This window comes from Burkholderia sp. Ac-20349, assembly GCF_017104865.1.
GTDB classification, from domain to species: Bacteria; Pseudomonadota; Gammaproteobacteria; order Burkholderiales; family Burkholderiaceae; genus Burkholderia; species Burkholderia aenigmatica.
On record NZ_JAAGPM010000006.1, the window covers coordinates 25634 to 41305 of the forward strand.

Consider the following 15672-nt stretch of genomic DNA (forward strand, 5'->3'; position numbering starts at 1 on the left):
GTTTTAATCCTTGTGTTCCGTGCTGCCCGCCTGTTGCCGTGCGAGGAGGCTGAAGAGTTCGGGTTCCCATTCGGGGGCCGATGCGTGTTGCATGGCCTGATACGCGCGGGCGCTCAGGCCATCTGCGAGCCAGGTGAGATGGCGGGACCGCAGCAGTTCGGCGGCAATGCTCATGACGTGACAGCGGTGCCGCAGGTCGGTCGCTTCCTGCTGGATCGTTTCAAGTCGGCGCAGCATGGGCTCGATGCCTTCGACGCCGAGCAAGCCGTGTAGCTCGTCACGCACGGCCGCGTAGTCGTGAGCGGCGCCGCTTGACGCGTCACCTGCCGCAGCGCCGCTGATCCACGCTTGTGTCTCCCCGTCCACGAACGGACGCCCGTCGGCGAATTCCAGCTTGAGCAGGGCCGGTAGCCGGGTGACGAAGCGCTCGCTCGACTGGCGGATGGCCTCGGCCACCAGCGGCATCTCCAGCCGTCGGGCGATGCCGGCGGCGAGGTAGCTGCCGCGCAGCCAGTACGGAGACGACGTCACGCTGCGTTCGACACGCTGCAACAGGGTGGGGTCGACGCCTCGTGTATCGAGTGCCTTCCCGTAGCTGTCGGCGACATCCGCCGGCACTGCCATCAGCTCCGTCTGCCGGTGCCTGCGAGGTGGTGGTGTATTGGTGAGATGGGCCCACAACGCGAATCGCCGCAGCAGATAACCGGTCGGATCGTAGGCATCCTGCTGGTTGATGATCTCGGCGGCGGCCAACAGTGACTTGCGGCCTTCGCGTTCGTGGCCGGGCGTGGGCAAGACCGGTGTGAAAAATGCATCGGTCAGCACCTCGCCGGATGTCGGCGTCGCGAGCTTGGCGCCCGCCAGCTCCGGTGCGCGCAATGCCTCGGCCTTCTGGCGCAACAGTGCTTCCAGCCTGGTGAGTGTGGGTACGTCGAGCCTGGCGCTTTCGGCACAGCGTTGCAGGCTATCCAGTGCCGCTTGGCCGATCTTGTAGAACTCTTCGCCGTAGCCGGTGCTCTCCAACGTCGCCAGGCTATCGGACAGGCGCTCCAGAAGCTGGTCAACCAGCCGGCGCTTGGCTGGATAGCCGGTGGCGCCGGGGCGCGGATAACTGCTTTCCCAGTAGTGCTCCACCATACCGGCCAGCACACCCGTGGCTTCGGCCCAGCCACGCCAGCTACGCGTGCGAGCGCGCGCGGTCAGCAGGTGCCCGGCGATGCGCAGGTGCTTGCACTGGCTGCGTAGGTAGCCCTGTGCGGCCTCGTCGACGTAAGGCCAGTCGATAGCCGGCTCCTGCAGGGTACCGAGCTTGACCATTTCGTGGTCGATACCCTGGAAGGCGTCGTCCTCCTCGTCGAATACGCCGGCGGGCCATCGAGTGTCCAGCGGTGCCAGCAGAGCATCGAGGTCCAGCGGTGGGGGCAGTTTCACCAGTGACATGCCTCGCGTTGCTGGGCCAGTTGCTCATTGAGTCGGCCGATGTCAAACACCAGCCCGTTGAAGGGGGCATAGTCGCTTTCGATCTCGAGACGCTGCGCCGACCGGGTCAGCGGCCGAAGCTGCTCGACCGCGACCAGGCCGCGCCCCGCATCGGTTACGGTGCCGTCGTCGAGCACTTGCCAAGGGCGGTAGTCCGATACGGGGCGACTGTCCAGCAACAGTCGCAGGTTGACGCGATTGACCGGCAATGCCTCGGCGGTCAGCAGTTGCAGGCGGGAGATGTTCTGCAGGCAACTGATGGCGAGATAGGGCCTCGGCGTGGTGCCGCCCAGTGCCGGTGCCGAGATGACGACCTTGTTCTGGCCGGGTAAGCGATCCGGGACGCGCATCAGCAGCAAGCCGGTATCGTCGGCGTCTCGTTTGGCTTCGTTGGCCTGGACCAGAGTGGCGATATCGGGTCGCCTGGTGGTGGCTGGCGGCTTTGGCGCCGCAGCGGGCGCCTGGGTTGCGGGTACGGCCACCATCGATGCTGCCGGGGAGCCTGCCTTGGCATCGAAGCAAGCCAGCCGCTCTTGCGGTGACGCGATGGTCGTGCACGTGCGATCGACGCTGACGGTGGTGTGCTCTGGGCCGCAACCGACCAGCGCAGCGGTAGACAGCAGTGTCAGATTGAGCCATCTCATTATCGGCCCTCCTCTCCATTCAGGTTCCACTCCTGGCATTTACGGGCCAGTGTGCGTTTGGGTATGCCCAGACTGAGCGCCGCCTCCCGCCGCGACCCGTCAACCTGGCGTAGCCGTTCCCCAACCACAAGGCGCTCGAAGCGGATCAACGCGTCTCGCAGGTTGTCGGTGTGCACGAGCTGTTGCAGTGTCGATGTCATGGGGGATGGCGGCGTACTCGATGTCACTGGCAGGTGGTCTCCCAGGTCGGCCAGCAGGTCGCCGCGGATGGGCTTCCCGGGTGTGGTGCGCTCGGCCGCGGCCAACACGAGGCTGCGCAGTTCTCGTACGTTGCCGGGGAATGCGTGTGCCTGCAGACGAGCAAGGGCGCCGGTGGAAATGCCGGTGACATTGCTCTGGCATTCACGGTTGTACTGGAGCAGCACGTGGGTTACCAACGCGGGGATGTCCTCCGGGCGCTCGCGCAAGGACGGCACGTGAAGCACGCGCTGACGAATCCGGAAATACAGGTCTTCGCGGAAGGCGCCGTCGCGGACCAGCGTCGGCAAGGGGCGGTGGGTGGCGCAGATCAGGCGGAAATCCGAGGCTTGCTCGCGCGTGGCGCCCACGGGCCTGAACTTCTTTTCGTTCAACAGGCGTAGCAGCGTGCCTTGCAGTTCGAGCGGCATGTCGCCGATTTCGTCGAGGAACAGCGTGCCGCCATGTGCATCGGCTACGAGGCCGGTTCGCGCCTGAGTGGCACCGGTAAAGGCGCCGCGCGTTGCGCCGAACAACTCGGCTTCGATCAGGTCTTTGGGGATTGCGGCGCAGTTCACCGGTACAAAACGCCCTTGCCGGGCCGAGGCCTGATGAATCAGCCAGGCTGTGTGATCCTTGCCTGAACCGGTTTCCCCGGTGATCAGCAACGACAGAGAGGAGTCGGCCAGGCGCAACATGTCGTCACGCAATCGCTGTGCAATGGAACTGACACCGACGAATTCGGCGGCCAGCAGGCGGGCTGCCCGCGCACGCCCGTGCTCGAGTTCGCGCAGCCGGTCGGCGCTTTGTTGTTGCGTCTCGGCAAGATGGGCTCCCGATAATGCCTGCAGGCGGGCCAGCAACGCGTGGTGCAACGTGGTGAGCGCCTGCCAGACTGGGTCCGTATGCCAGGCACGCAAGGCGGCATCGTTGCCGGACAGCGCGAAGATGCCGGCGATTTCATGCTGAGGGCCGACGATCGGCAACACCAGCAGGGCGGCGCGGGCGGCGAGATGCATGCGCAACGCGTCGAAGCCGGCACCGACTTCGACCAGTGTGTCCAACTGCGTGATATGGCACGGCCTGGCACTCGTCAGGCAGTACACCAGCGGATTGTCCAGCTCGTGCAGCGATATTGCAGGGAGCACGACGGCGTCAGTCACACGAGCCCGTGCGATGGGAAGAAGGCGGTCCCCGGCGGGTTCGCGCCAGTAACAGAGCGCTTGTTCGATGCCGGTGCCGTTGCAGGCGGCGCGCAGCCATGCACCGGCCAGCGACGCCAAGGTGTTCGCTTGCGCCAACTCACGAGCCAGCAGGACGGCTTCCACAGTGTCCATGCCCTGCGTCGCTCAGTGCAGTGCGGCCTGGAAGGCACCGTTCGCCCAGCGCAGTTCCGCGCGCTGGAACGGAGCCCCTTGGGCCTGCTGTTGCAGGACAGCGAGCGACAGCGGCGGTAACAAGTCGCCGTCGATGCTCGCATCAAGCATGCGGGCACCATTCGAGTGTCGCGTGCAGCGCGCACGGAGTTCGGTGCGTGCGCAGGTGCCGATATCCAGGGCGGCGCCGTAGCGTGCGGAGAACTGCTGCTCCAGGCGCTGCAAGCGGCTGTCCACGATGTCGCCGAGGACGTCCTCGTCCAGGTAGCGATAGGGCACCACCTGCATCCGCGCGAGCAGGGCCGGCTTGAAGAAATCGGTCAAGCGCTGGCGCAGGATGTCTGCGTCGAGATCGGACAACGAAGGGTCGTCATGGTCGAAGCCGAGGTTCGAGGTCAGGAAGAACAGGATGTTCTGGCAGTCGATACGGCGGCCTTCGCCGTCGGCCAGTTCGCCCTTGTCGAACGCTTGATAGAACACATTCAGTACCTCTGGATGCGCCTTTTCCACTTCGTCGAGCAATACCACCGAGTAGGGTTGCTTGCGGATGGCCTCGGTCAGTACGCCGCCTTCGCCGTAGCCGATGTATCCGGGCGGCGCGCCCAGCAGGCGCGACACGGTATGTTTTTCCTGGTACTCGGACATATTGATCGCGGTCAGGAACCGTTCTCCACCTAATAAGGCGTCCGCCACGGCCAGTGCCGTCTCGGTCTTGCCGACGCCACTGGGACCGACCAGCAGGTACACCCCCATCGGCGTGCCGGGTCGCCGCAGGTCGGCTACTGCCGTGAGCAAGCGACGGTGCACGGCTTCCAGTGCCGCGTCCTGACCTTTGATTCGGGCACTCAGGGTGACGGGCAGCCGTGCGAGACGCGTAAGCTGATCGCTGTTGATGGTGGTGGCCGGTATACCGGTCCAGTCGGCGATGACCTGCGCGATCTGTTCGGCACCGACGTCGGCGTGCAGCAATGCGCCATCCCGTTGCAGTTCGGCCAGGCGCGTCACCCAGCCCGCCAGCAGCGGCGAAGCGTCTTCTGCCGCTTCCGCGTCGCGACGCAAAGAGACGATCGTATCGACGATGGCCTTTTGTTGTACCCAGGCTTCACGTACTTTCGCGATGCGCTCCTCCACCTGTTGCAGCGCGTCACGCAGCACGCTCAGGCGCTTCGTCGCGGGCGTACGACCCGTCCGCGCATCGCGCGCGAGTTGCTCGGCTTCCACATCGATCTGTCTGAGTTCATTTTCCAGCGCTATCAGGCGACGGGGCGGTTCGGCCAGGGCGGTAGCGACACGGGCGCAGGCGGTATCCAGTACATCGATTGCCTTGTCGGGCAACTGCCGACCGCTCAAGTAACGCGCCGACAAGGCAGCAGCGGCTTGCAGTGCCTCGTCCGCGATATAGACCTTGTGGGCCTGTTCATACACGGACCGCAAGCCGCGCAGGATGTGCACGGCAGCTTCGGGGCTGGGTTCTTCCAGCTTCACCAGCTGAAAGCGCCGTGCCAGCGCGGGATCCTTCTCGAAGTACTTTTTGTACTCGGACCAGGTCGTGGCGGCGATGGTTCGTAGCGTGCCCCGGGCGAGCGCGGGCTTGAGCAGATTCGCCGCATCGCTGCCGCCGGCGGCGTTGCCGGCGCCGATCAGCGTATGTGCCTCGTCGATGAACAGGATGATCGGTTGCGCAGAGGTCTGTACTTCGTCGATGACTGCCTTCAGGCGCTTCTCGAACTCGCCCTTGACCGATGCGCCGGCTTGCAGTGCCCCCAGGTCCAGCCCCCAGAGGTGAATGTCGCGCAGGGACTCCGGCACACGCCCCTGTACGATGCGCTGGGCAAGTCCTTCGACGACCGCACTTTTGCCAACGCCCGCATCACCTACCACGATCGGGTTGTTTTTGCGGCGGCGCGACAGGATATCGACCATCAAGTCGATCTCGGCATCACGGCATAGCACTGGATCGATGCGCCCGTCGCGGGCTTGCGCGGTGAAATCATGACCGAACCGGGCGAGTGCACTGTTTTCGCCGCCCGCCCCCTGCCGGTGATCGGCCGGGGCAGCGCTGACCGCCTCCGTCGAAGCGGCCAGCAGCGTATCGAAGCGCTTGCGCAGGGCTTCCCGGTTCACGTTATCGAGCAAGCGAATCGCCGCCAATGGCAGGTAGCGTCCAGGGGTGAGCAAGGCGGCGAGCAGCAAGGCGCCGCTGCGTATCTGCGGCTGCTTGAGCTCCACCGAACTGAGCAGCCAGGCCTCCTGCAACAACTCGACCAGCAATGGCGAGAAGGACGGATACTGGCCATGACCACCGTCCCCGTCGGGGAAGGCGGCGGATAAAGCATGCCGTGCGGTGTCGGGATCGATTCCCGCATCGCGCAGCACGATGCGCGCATCGCATTGAGGCGCATCCATCAGCTTGAACAACAGGTGAGGTACCGTGACCTCGGCTTCACGTTGCCCGATGCATAAACTGCCCGCTTCTTCCAGGGCATGTCGGCATAACGCATTGAGGCGCTCGAAAAGCGCGGGAAGATCCACCGTGATCATGTAATCAAAATCCCCTGTTTAGGAAAGGCTCTTCTCAAAAAAACAATCCTGATCGCGCGATGAGAAGGAATCGTTCATGCCATCGAGATTCGATGCGGTGAGTGAATTAATATGAGATAAATTTCGGAAAGTGTGCTGCGAATTTACCAAAATAATTGATCTTGGAATCTATTTTTTGGAAAAATTAACTGAAATTTCCGATGTTATTTTTTTGTTGAGATGGATTCGAAATTTTATTATGGGTTTGGGGTAAAAATTCAGACTAGTCTTATTCCATAGACCTCATTCCGCGCTTAGTCTATTGCGTGGCGGCAGGTAGGCTGCCTCATGGGAATCCATGGCGCGACAAGGCAGCGAATTTCATCTTCGTTGATCCTTTCCGTATGCGTGTAGCGAGCTCTGGCGATTTGTATGCCGTGGGCTCGTTTCTATTTGCATTGCGCTCATAACAATCGAGCATTCAAGCGGGAGTGACTCATGGCAAAGCAAGGTTCGGTTGCGCCGAAAGAACGCATCAGCATTCGCTACGTTCCGGCAACTGGCGGGGAACACGAGGAAGTCGAGCTTCCCCTGAAATTATTGGTGACAGGGGATTTCAAAGGTCACGAGGACGATATCGCGCTCGAGGACCGCGTCGCAGTGAGCATCAACAAGGACAATTTCAACCAGGTGATGTCCGAATTCGGGCTCGGTCTGGCAATGGATGTGCCGGCCGTGCTCGAAAAGGGAGGCGAGAGTGACACCTTGCGCCTCGATCTGAAGTTCAAGGCGATCGAGGACTTCGGTCCTGATGCAATTGCCCGGCAGGTGCCGGAGCTGCGCAAGTTGCTCGAATTGCGGGAGGCGCTGGTGGCGCTGAAGGGGCCGATGGGCAACATCCCGGCGTTCCGCAAGCAACTGCAGGCGACGCTGGGTGACGAGGCGTCCCGCGGTCAACTCGCCAAGGAGCTGGAGCAATTGCTGGGGGATGAGCAGGCCTGACGGCCGATGGCTCCTCCTCTCCCTCCACGAAAAGGACATCACGATGACAAAAGTACAATCCGCCGCCCACGCGCAGCAAACGGCACCCGAGGAAGGCCTGCTGGCCCAGATCATGGCGCAGACCCGTCTGCAGCCTGCCCAGGAGGGGTATGCCGTCGCCGAACGCGGCGTAGCTGCCTTCATCTCGGAGATGCTCAAGACCGATGCGCGCGAGCAACCGATCAACAAGCAGTTGGTCGATCAGATGATCGCGCAGATCGACGCCAGGCTCGGCAAGCAGATGGACGCCATCCTGCATCAGCCTGAGCTGCAGGAGCTCGAGTCGGCCTGGCGCGGCCTCAAGATGCTGGTGGATCGTACGGATTTCCGCGAGAACATCCTCATTGACGTTTTCCAGGCGACCAAGCGTGAGTTGCTGGAGGACTTCGAGAGCGCCGCGGACATTACCCGCAGTGGTTTTTACAAGCATGTATATACGGCGGGCTACGGGCAGTTCGGCGGCAAGCCGATCGGTTGCATGGTCAGCAACTACACGTTCGGCCCGTCCGCGCCGGACATCAAGCTGCTCAGCTACGTCGCGGCGCTGGGCGCGATGGCGCATGCGCCGTTCCTCGGTGCAGCTGGCCCCGAAATGCTCAACCTGGAATCGTTCCAGGACATCCCGAATCTCAAGGAAGTCAGAGACATCTTCGAAGGTCCGCGCTTCGCCAAATGGCGAGGCCTGCGCGAATCCGAAGACGCGCGCTACCTCGGCCTGACCATGCCGCGCTTTCTGTTGCGCCAGCCCTACGATCCGCTGGAAAACCCGGTGCGCAGCTTCGCCTACCGCGAGACCATCGACGGCCAGCACGCCAGCTACCTGTGGGGTAACACTTCATACCTGCTGGCCAGCCGCATCACCGACAGTTTCGCCAAGTATCGCTGGTGCCCGAACATCATCGGTCCACAGTCCGGTGGCACGGTGGACGAATTGCCGGTTCACCTGTATGAGTCGCTCGGGCAGTTGCAGGCCAAGATTCCGACCGAGGTGCTGATTTCCGATCGCAAGGAGTTCGAGTTGTCGGCGGAGGGATTTATCCCGTTGACGATGCGCAAGGACAGCGATAACGCCGCGTTCTTCTCGGCCAACTCGGTGCAGAAGCCCAAGGTGTTCCCGAACACGCCCGAGGGTCAGGCCGCGCAGACCAACTACATGCTCGGTACGCAATTGCCCTACATGTTCATCCCGAATCGGCTGGCGCACTACATCAAGGTGCTGCAACGCGAGCAGATCGGCAGCTGGAAGGAGCGCCAGGACCTGGAGCGCGAACTCAACAACTGGCTGCGCCAATACATCGCGGATCAGGAAAGCCCCACCTCCGATGTGCGTAGCCGCCGTCCGCTGCGGGCCGCCAAGGTCGTCGTACAGGACGTGGCAGGTAACCCTGGCTGGTACCAGGTGGCGCTGTCCTTGCGGCCTCACTTCAAGTACATGGGCGCCAGCTTCGATCTGTCGCTGGTCGGTCGGCTCGACAAGGAATGAAGGAGGGCTTGACGCATGCCGCGCTCACCGGGCCAGGGAAGCCTGTTTGACCGTCTTGACCCGGACCTGCCGCCACGCCGTCAGCGTATGCGGCAGGAGCTGGCCGCCGAGCGTGTCCAAGCGATCAAGCGCCATCTCGAACGCATTCTCAATAGTCGCCAGGGCGGCTCGCAGAGCAGCCCCGGGTTCGGTCTACAAGATCTGAACGATGCGGCGGCCAGCCAGACGGACCTGCGTCATCAGGTCTGTCTGGATGTCCGTGCGGCGGTCGCTGCCTATGAGCCGCGCGTGCAAGTGCTGGACGTTTGTCCCGTCGCCTTGCAGGGGCAGCCGGGTGGCCTGCATTTTCGGTTGCACTGTCTGGTCCCGCTCAACGATACCGCGGAGGCCGTGGAGATCGACCTGCTTGTCCAGCACCGGGAACGCTGGATCAACGTGAAGTAGCGGAGACCTGATGCCACTGAAGCGAAAGTTCCGCGAAGAGCTGGACTACATGCGCCGTCTCGGGCGGGTGTTTGCGCGCAACAACCCCCAACTTGCCCGATATCTGGGCGAGGAGGCAACCGACCCCGATGTCGAGCGGCTGATGGAGGGGTTTGCGTTCCTCACAGCCAAGCTGCGGCTGAAGATCGATGACGATCTCCCGGAGCTGACCCACCCGCTGCTGCAATTGCTGTGGCCGAACTATCTGCGCCCGTTGCCCAGCGCCACCATCATGCAATTCCGGCCGATGGATCGTGCCATCACGGAGCGGCAAGTGATCCGGCGCGGGACACGCACGCGCGCCCGCGATGTCGACGGCATCGCCTGCGAATATCGCACCTGCGCGGATGTCGCCATCTATCCGTTGCAGATCGATGAGGTCAACGACGCGCACTCGTTGGAGAAGTCGATCGTCCGCGTGGAGTTGTCCACCCTCAGCCAGAATCCTCCCAGCACCTACGATTGCGATCAGCTCGACTTCTACCTGAGCGGGGATGACTATACCGCGCTGACGCTCTACCTGTGGCTGGCCAAATACCTGGGCGAGATTCGTCTCGAATACGACGGGACGGTGAGGCATATCCCGGCTGGCCAGGTGCTGTTTCATGGCTTCGATCTGGATCAGGCGTTGCTGCCTTATCCAAAGAATGCGATGGACGGCTATCGCATCTTGCAGGAGTACTTCCAGTTTCCGCGCAGGTTCTTCTTCTTCGGAATCCGGGGGCTGCGCTCGCTCTGGCCCACCGAGCAAACAGGACGCGTTCGCATCGAGTTCCACTTTACCCGGCCGATGCCCGAGGACGTGCGCATCCGCACGAATGACCTGGCGCTGTACTGCGCGCCTGCGGTGAACCTGTTCGAGCACGAAGCAGAGCCGGTTCGGCTGACCGGCAAGGCCCTGGACTATCGGCTTGTGCCGGCGGGGCAACGGAAAGATGCCTATGAGATCTTCAGTATTGACCGTGTCGATGGCTGGAAGGATGAGGGGAGTGGCAGGCCCGGCGAATGGCTGCGTACCTACCAGCCTTTCGAGTCGCTACGTCATCAGATCGATTACGAACGTGGTCGCGTCACGCTCTACTACCGCACCCGCATCGACCCGTCGCTGACCGTCGCCGGCGTGGAGCACCGCGTATCGTTCGTGCGTGGTGACGAGCACCACTACGTCGGCCGCGATGAAACTGTTTCGCTGACGCTGACCTGTACCAATCGTGATCTGCCGCTGGCTTTGGGGGCTGGCGACGTGTGTATTCCCACGCCCGACACGCCGACCTTCGTCGCTTGCCGCAACCTCTTGGCGCCGACGCCGTCGTATCGACCCGTGCTGGACGGAAACCTGCAGTGGCGGCTCATCTCCAATCTCTCGCCTACCTATCTGTCGCTGCTGTCTGCCGAACCGTTGAAGGCCATCATCGCCGCGTATGACTTCGCTGCGCACCATGACATTCAGCGGCGGCGCGCCACGCAGAAGCGGCTGGACGCGCTGCAGGAGATTGTGACTGCGCCGATCGATCGGATGTTCCAGGCGTTGCCCATCCGCGGCATTCGCAGCGTTGTCAAGCTCGACCAGGATGGATTCGTCTGCGAAGGCGATCTCTACCTGTTCGGCACCGTGCTGAGCCATTTTCTTGCGCTATACAGCAGCATTTCGTCCTTCCACGTGCTGGAAGCGATCAATACCACCAATCAGGAGCACTACGCATGGCCCATGCGAAGCGGGACTCAAGCCCTGATCTGATCGACGCGCTGCTGGGCGAAGGCCGCGGGCACGATTTCTTCGTTTTGCTGGAGCGGCTGCACACGTTGCTCGGCGACAACCTGGAGGCGCCGGACAGCGACGAGCCCGAGCGGCAGCGTATTCGGCTGAGCAACTACGCCGGTCTGGGCTTCCCGGCCTCGGACGTGTCTCGGGCCGAGCGTCTGTTGCATGGCGATCCGCACCAGTATGAAGTGCAGGCTACCTTCTTCGGCATGCATGGGCCCGACTCGCCGTTGCCGTCCCATTACGTCGAGCGGCTGGCATACGAGGCAGGGCAGGATATCGGTATTCGGCCGGCCTTCTTCGACGTCTTCCATCACCGTCTGCTGACGCTGCTGCATCAGGCCTGGCGGAAGTATCGGCACTACATCCGCTTCCGCCCGGGCGCGAGCGACCCGCTCTCGCAACGCTTGTTCGCCTTGATCGGCCTGGAAAACACCACTATTCGCGGCGCGACTCCCATTGCGTGGAGTCGCCTGCTCAGCTTTGCCGGTGCCGTAGTACATCGCAGCCGCTCGCCCGCGATGGTCGCGGGCCTGATCGCGCATTGCTTCGATCTCGACGACGTCGCGATCCGGGATTTCGAGCTGCGCTACACCGACATCGATCCGGACGACCGCGTCCAGCTCGGTTGTCTCAACGGCATGCTCGGCGAGAGTTTCCGAGTGGGCGACAGCGTACGCACGCGTCACGGCAAATTCACCATCGTCATTGCGAACCTCAGTCAGGCGCGGTTTCGTGAATTCCTCCCGCGTGGGGAAGACTTCGAGCGCCTGCGCCAGCTGGTCGCGTTCTTGCTGCGTGACCAGACCCCGTGCGACCTCGAACTGGCGCTCCGGGAAAACGAGATCACATCTTTCAACTTCGTGGGCGACATCGGCACCGAACTCGGCTGGACCAGCTTTCTGGAGCAGCCGGCCCTGCGCAAGCCGCCCCGCGTTCGACTTACGGTATGCGCATGAATCCGGAGACCACTTCATCCCGCCTTGCGTTGGTAGTGAGCAACCCGCAGGCCCTGCAGCAAGGCACCCCGCCTCGGCGCAGTTTCGACAAGGAGGGCGGCACTATCGGTTCGCAGGGCACCAGCTGGGTGCTCCACGACCGTGCCGGCCGAGTGCGGTCGCTGCACTGCGAGATTCGCTTCGAGGATGACGGCTACCTCATCATCGATCGTAGCGGTGAAACTCGCCTCAACGACCAGACTCGCCCGTTGGGGCTGCATGCCAGCGCGCGCTTGCGCAATGCTGACACCTTGTACGTCGGCCCTTACCGTCTGTCTGTCCATCTGAACGGCGAAGATCATGCGCTGCCGGACCCGTCCCGCGTGCTGGCCCAGCACGACGTGGCGGAATTGCTGCAGTCGCCCGATGACAATCTGGACGGCCTGCCCGCTGTCCCGCCCGAGCAGGATCACTTCTCCGAGTTCAGCAATCCTGACTGGGCAGCGTTTCAGGCCCTGAGTGAGCCAGCGCCGCCGGAAGGCGAGCGCGATCCACTGCGAGCGCTCGACCTCGCCACCGCTCACGGTGCGGGCAGCACGCTGCAAACGTCGCTCGACTCTCACCACTACGGGGCGACGGTGCTGGCTGCGCAGGCCGACGTTGCCACGACGCCGCTGGAAGCCTTCCACGGAAGCCCAGTTCATGTCTCAGGAGCCCCCATCATGTCGGAACAAGATCGCGTCGACCCCGCCGCCCGCGAATGGCTACACATCCAGCAGGTGAACGGCCACGACGCCGCCGGCCTGGTCAATCCTCTGGTGGAGGGTCTCGGCGCACCGGTAGGTGCGCTGGACGGCCAGGCCGCCTACGCGTTGCTTTACGAGGCGGGCCGCAGCCTCAGTGCGGTCATCCGCGGCTTGAGCGAGTTGCATGGCGGTGCGCCCGGGCATACCCAAGGCCAAGCCTTTGCTGCGCGTACGCTGCAACCCATCGAGGACAACCCACTGCGCCTGGGGCAGACTTACCCCGACACCGTACGCGCGATGTTCGCGGCCAACCGCAGCCTTGTGCACCTGTCGCCCGCGGCAGCGATTGAAGAGTCCCTGGAGCAACTGCAGCGTCAGCAGCGCGCCACGCGTCAGGCAATTACCGCGGGCCTTAGTGCGCTGCTGCAGGCGTTTTCACCTGAGCAGCTGCAACGACGTTTCGCTCGCTACAGTCCGCCGCAAGCCGGCCAGTCGAACAATGGCGGCTGGCCGTGGCAGATGTACGGCCACTACTATGAAGAACTCGTGTCCAGTCGCCAGCAGGGTTTCGACAAACTGTTCTGGGAAGTCTTCGAGCAGGCCTACGACCAGGCCATGCGTGCGGAGGCGCAATGAAGCGAGCCCTCGCGCTCGCGCTTGCCGGCATGGTGCTCGCCGGGTGCTCCTCCGTGGGCAATGTAGTCAAAAAGACGGGGCAGGTGCTGATGGATCCGTCCATCCCGGTGGGTGCGCCGGATGATCAGCCGACCCGAGTCTCGCTCAGCCTGTACGCCGGAACCGACGTTAATCCCAATCCGGTCAGCGCGCCGCCTGTCGAAGACACCAAGGCCATCGGCCCCATTGACACCCTGGCTACGGATGGATCGTTTGCCATCAGCTTTAGTGGCACGAGCAAGGACGAAGTCATCAGCGGCTTGCGCACTTTACTCGATCGTCTCGATGACGACGTGACCGCTACGCCACCGGTGTCCACGACCCGGGGCCGTCGCACATCCGTCCGGCTGCCGGTCGAGGAGGGCCACCCGCCGCTCCCCGACAACAAGACACCATCCGCCACCCGGCGGGTCGCCGCGGTCGCCAATCCGCCGCTCCCGCCGCATTGGCCCGGTCACCGCTACATGGCTGCTGACATGCTCGTTGGCGAGCCCGGTGAAGCGCCGAATCTCGGCCAATATCGCAAGAGCGTCAGCCTGCCCGAGGCCGTCGCGCCGGTGCCGGCTACGACTACGGCCGCGACACCGATATCTTTCCGCGTGATCCAGCTCAAGGACGACGCCATGCTGGTGAACGGCAGCCTCGAACTCATTCAGCGCGACCCGAAGAAGGCCCTGGGTAGCACCTTCCTGGCGGCGGACGACTACATCCTTGCGCCCGGCCAGTTCAAGTTCATCGAGTTCAGTCCGATCGAGGACAAAACCCGCTATCTGGCCGTAGTGGCCAATTTCCACGATCCCAGCGCGAACCGCAGCTACGACGTCTATCGGCTCGAATCGCGCGGGCGCAAGTACGCGCTGCTGATCACGCTGCAGGATACCCGCGTCGCCATTACCGACGAGGCCTATCGTCCGCCCCGATCGGCGGCGCCCACATCGAGCAAGAAACCATGACTACCCGTAATCCCGTCGTCTGGAACGAAGGGCTGTTCGTCAAACCGCAGCATTTCCAGCAGACCAGCCGCTTCCTCGAACACTACGTCAATTTGCGCGCCGGTAGCAGATACGCGTATGGCTTTGCGGAGCTGGAATTGAACCAGGATTTTCTCGCCTTCGGCAAGATCGCCATCGTCCGTGCGCGCGGCATCATGCCTGACGGTACCGCGTTCGACATTCCGCATGACCAGCCGCCGCCCGAGCCGCTGGCGATCTCCGACGCTACGGCAGCCAACCAGACCGTCCATCTCACCTTGCCGCTGCGCTCGGACGGAGTGGCCGAAGTCCGTTGGCCGGATACCCTCGGCAACGCGCGCTATGTGCTGCGCAGCGAGGATGTGCGCGACACGCACAGCCACCAGGGAAATCACGTCTCCGTGGGGCTCGCCGTACCGAACCTGCAACTGGCGCTCGAGCGGGACGATCGCAGCGCATTCACCGGTCTGGCGTTGGGCCGCATTCTCGACCGGCGCCCCGATGGCAGTCTGCTGATGGACGACAGTTTCTACGTCACTGGCATCCAGTTGCGCGCCATCCGCCAGTTGACTCATTTCATCGAGGAAATCGCAACCTTGATGCATGAGCGAGCCAAAAGCATCGCCGAGCGCATCGGCTCGCCTGGCCAGGCCGGCGTGGCCGACGTCACCGATTTCAATCTGCTGCAGGCGCTCAATCGCTGGCATCACCTGTTTCGTCATCTGGCGCGCGACCCGGACGTTCGTCCGCTCGACGCCTATCTGGCCTGCGGCCAGGCCTGCGGCGAGCTCGTGACCTTCACCGACGAAGCGCGCGTACCGCCAGAATTTCCGGCCTATCAGCACGACAATCCGCAAGCCACCTTCCGGCTGCTGCAGGAAACCCTGCGCCGCGTGCTCACCACCGTGCTGCAGCCGCGGGCCGTGTCGTTGCCGCTAACCAGACAAGCTCATGGCGTGCTCACTGCCCAGGTCAACGACCCGAGTCTGATGCAGAGCGCCGATTTCATCCTGGCGGTACGTGCGCGCATGCCGCTGGAGCAGATGCGTCAACTCTTCCTCCAACAGGCCAAGGTGGCCTCGCAGCAGACCTTGCTCGAACTCATTCGCCTGCAACTACCCGGTATCCCGCTCAACCCGTTGCCGGTGGCACCCCGATACCTGCCATTCCATGCCGGCTTCACTTACTTCCAGCTCGATCGCACCCATCCGAACTGGCAGCGGCTGATGCAGAAGGGCGCTAATGGCTTCGGCTTCCACATCACTGGCGATTTCCCCGAACTGGAGCTGCAGTTCTGGGCTATTCGGAGTCAATGAC

The 15672-nt window shown here is 63.1% G+C and carries 12 protein-coding genes; 8 read left to right on the forward strand and 4 right to left on the reverse strand.

What is annotated here, in order from left to right; all coding sequences use genetic code 11:
* Positions 1-3: 3 nt before the first annotated feature.
* Genes tssA through tssH form a run of 4 tightly spaced genes read right to left on the reverse strand, consistent with a single transcriptional unit; the run spans position 4 to position 6277 of the window.
* Positions 4-1440 (reverse strand): type VI secretion system protein TssA, encoded by a 1437-nt coding sequence (tssA, locus tag G3N61_RS03790; protein WP_205821601.1) that lies wholly within the window; start codon positions 1438-1440, stop codon positions 4-6.
* Positions 1428-2123 (reverse strand): type VI secretion system-associated protein VasI, encoded by a 696-nt coding sequence (vasI, locus tag G3N61_RS03795; protein ID WP_089454731.1) that lies wholly within the window; start codon positions 2121-2123, stop codon positions 1428-1430. The genes tssA and vasI overlap by 13 nt, the downstream gene beginning before the upstream one ends.
* Positions 2123-3697, reverse strand: a complete 1575-nt coding sequence (locus G3N61_RS03800; protein WP_089454732.1) for a sigma-54 dependent transcriptional regulator — start codon at positions 3695-3697, stop codon at positions 2123-2125. Before G3N61_RS03800 ends, vasI begins: the two co-directional genes overlap by 1 nt.
* 12 nt (positions 3698-3709) lie before the next feature.
* Positions 3710-6277 carry a type VI secretion system ATPase TssH gene (gene tssH, locus G3N61_RS03805; RefSeq protein WP_089454733.1) on the reverse strand — a complete coding sequence of 856 codons (2568 nt, stop codon included), beginning with the start codon at positions 6275-6277 and terminating at the stop codon, positions 3710-3712.
* A gap of 477 nt (positions 6278-6754) precedes the next feature.
* Between tssH and tssB the strand changes: the two genes are divergently transcribed.
* Genes tssB through tssK form a run of 8 tightly spaced genes read left to right on the forward strand, consistent with a single transcriptional unit; the run spans position 6755 to position 15671 of the window.
* Positions 6755-7258 carry a type VI secretion system contractile sheath small subunit gene (gene tssB, locus G3N61_RS03810; protein ID WP_205821602.1) on the forward strand — a complete coding sequence of 168 codons (504 nt, stop codon included), beginning with the start codon at positions 6755-6757 and terminating at the stop codon, positions 7256-7258.
* Between the two features lie 43 nt (positions 7259-7301).
* Entirely contained in the window at positions 7302-8780 is a 1479-nt protein-coding gene (gene tssC, locus G3N61_RS03815; protein ID WP_179258891.1) for a type VI secretion system contractile sheath large subunit, read from the forward strand.
* 15 nt (positions 8781-8795) lie between these two features.
* Complete coding sequence (gene tssE, locus G3N61_RS03820; RefSeq protein ID WP_089454735.1) at positions 8796-9224, forward strand: type VI secretion system baseplate subunit TssE; 429 nt, start codon at positions 8796-8798, stop codon at positions 9222-9224.
* A 10-nt stretch (positions 9225-9234) separates the two neighbouring features.
* The gene (gene tssF / locus G3N61_RS03825) at positions 9235-11001 is read left to right on the forward strand and encodes a type VI secretion system baseplate subunit TssF (RefSeq protein WP_205821603.1); all 1767 of its coding nucleotides are present in this window, start codon (positions 9235-9237) and stop codon (positions 10999-11001) included.
* The gene (tssG, locus tag G3N61_RS03830; protein WP_205821604.1) at positions 10965-11984 is read left to right on the forward strand and encodes a type VI secretion system baseplate subunit TssG; all 1020 of its coding nucleotides are present in this window, start codon (positions 10965-10967) and stop codon (positions 11982-11984) included. The genes tssF and tssG overlap by 37 nt, the downstream gene beginning before the upstream one ends.
* On the forward strand, positions 11981-13345 hold the full coding sequence (gene tagH / locus G3N61_RS03835) for a type VI secretion system-associated FHA domain protein TagH (RefSeq protein WP_205821605.1): 1365 nt from the start codon (positions 11981-11983) through the stop codon (positions 13343-13345). Before tssG ends, tagH begins: the two co-directional genes overlap by 4 nt.
* Complete coding sequence (gene tssJ / locus G3N61_RS03840) at positions 13342-14337, forward strand: type VI secretion system lipoprotein TssJ (protein ID WP_089454737.1); 996 nt, start codon at positions 13342-13344, stop codon at positions 14335-14337. Before tagH ends, tssJ begins: the two co-directional genes overlap by 4 nt.
* Positions 14334-15671: a type VI secretion system baseplate subunit TssK gene (tssK, locus tag G3N61_RS03845; RefSeq protein ID WP_205821606.1), complete on the forward strand. Its 1338-nt coding sequence runs from the start codon at positions 14334-14336 to the stop codon at positions 15669-15671. The genes tssJ and tssK overlap by 4 nt, the downstream gene beginning before the upstream one ends.
* Position 15672: the final 1 nt, after the last annotated feature.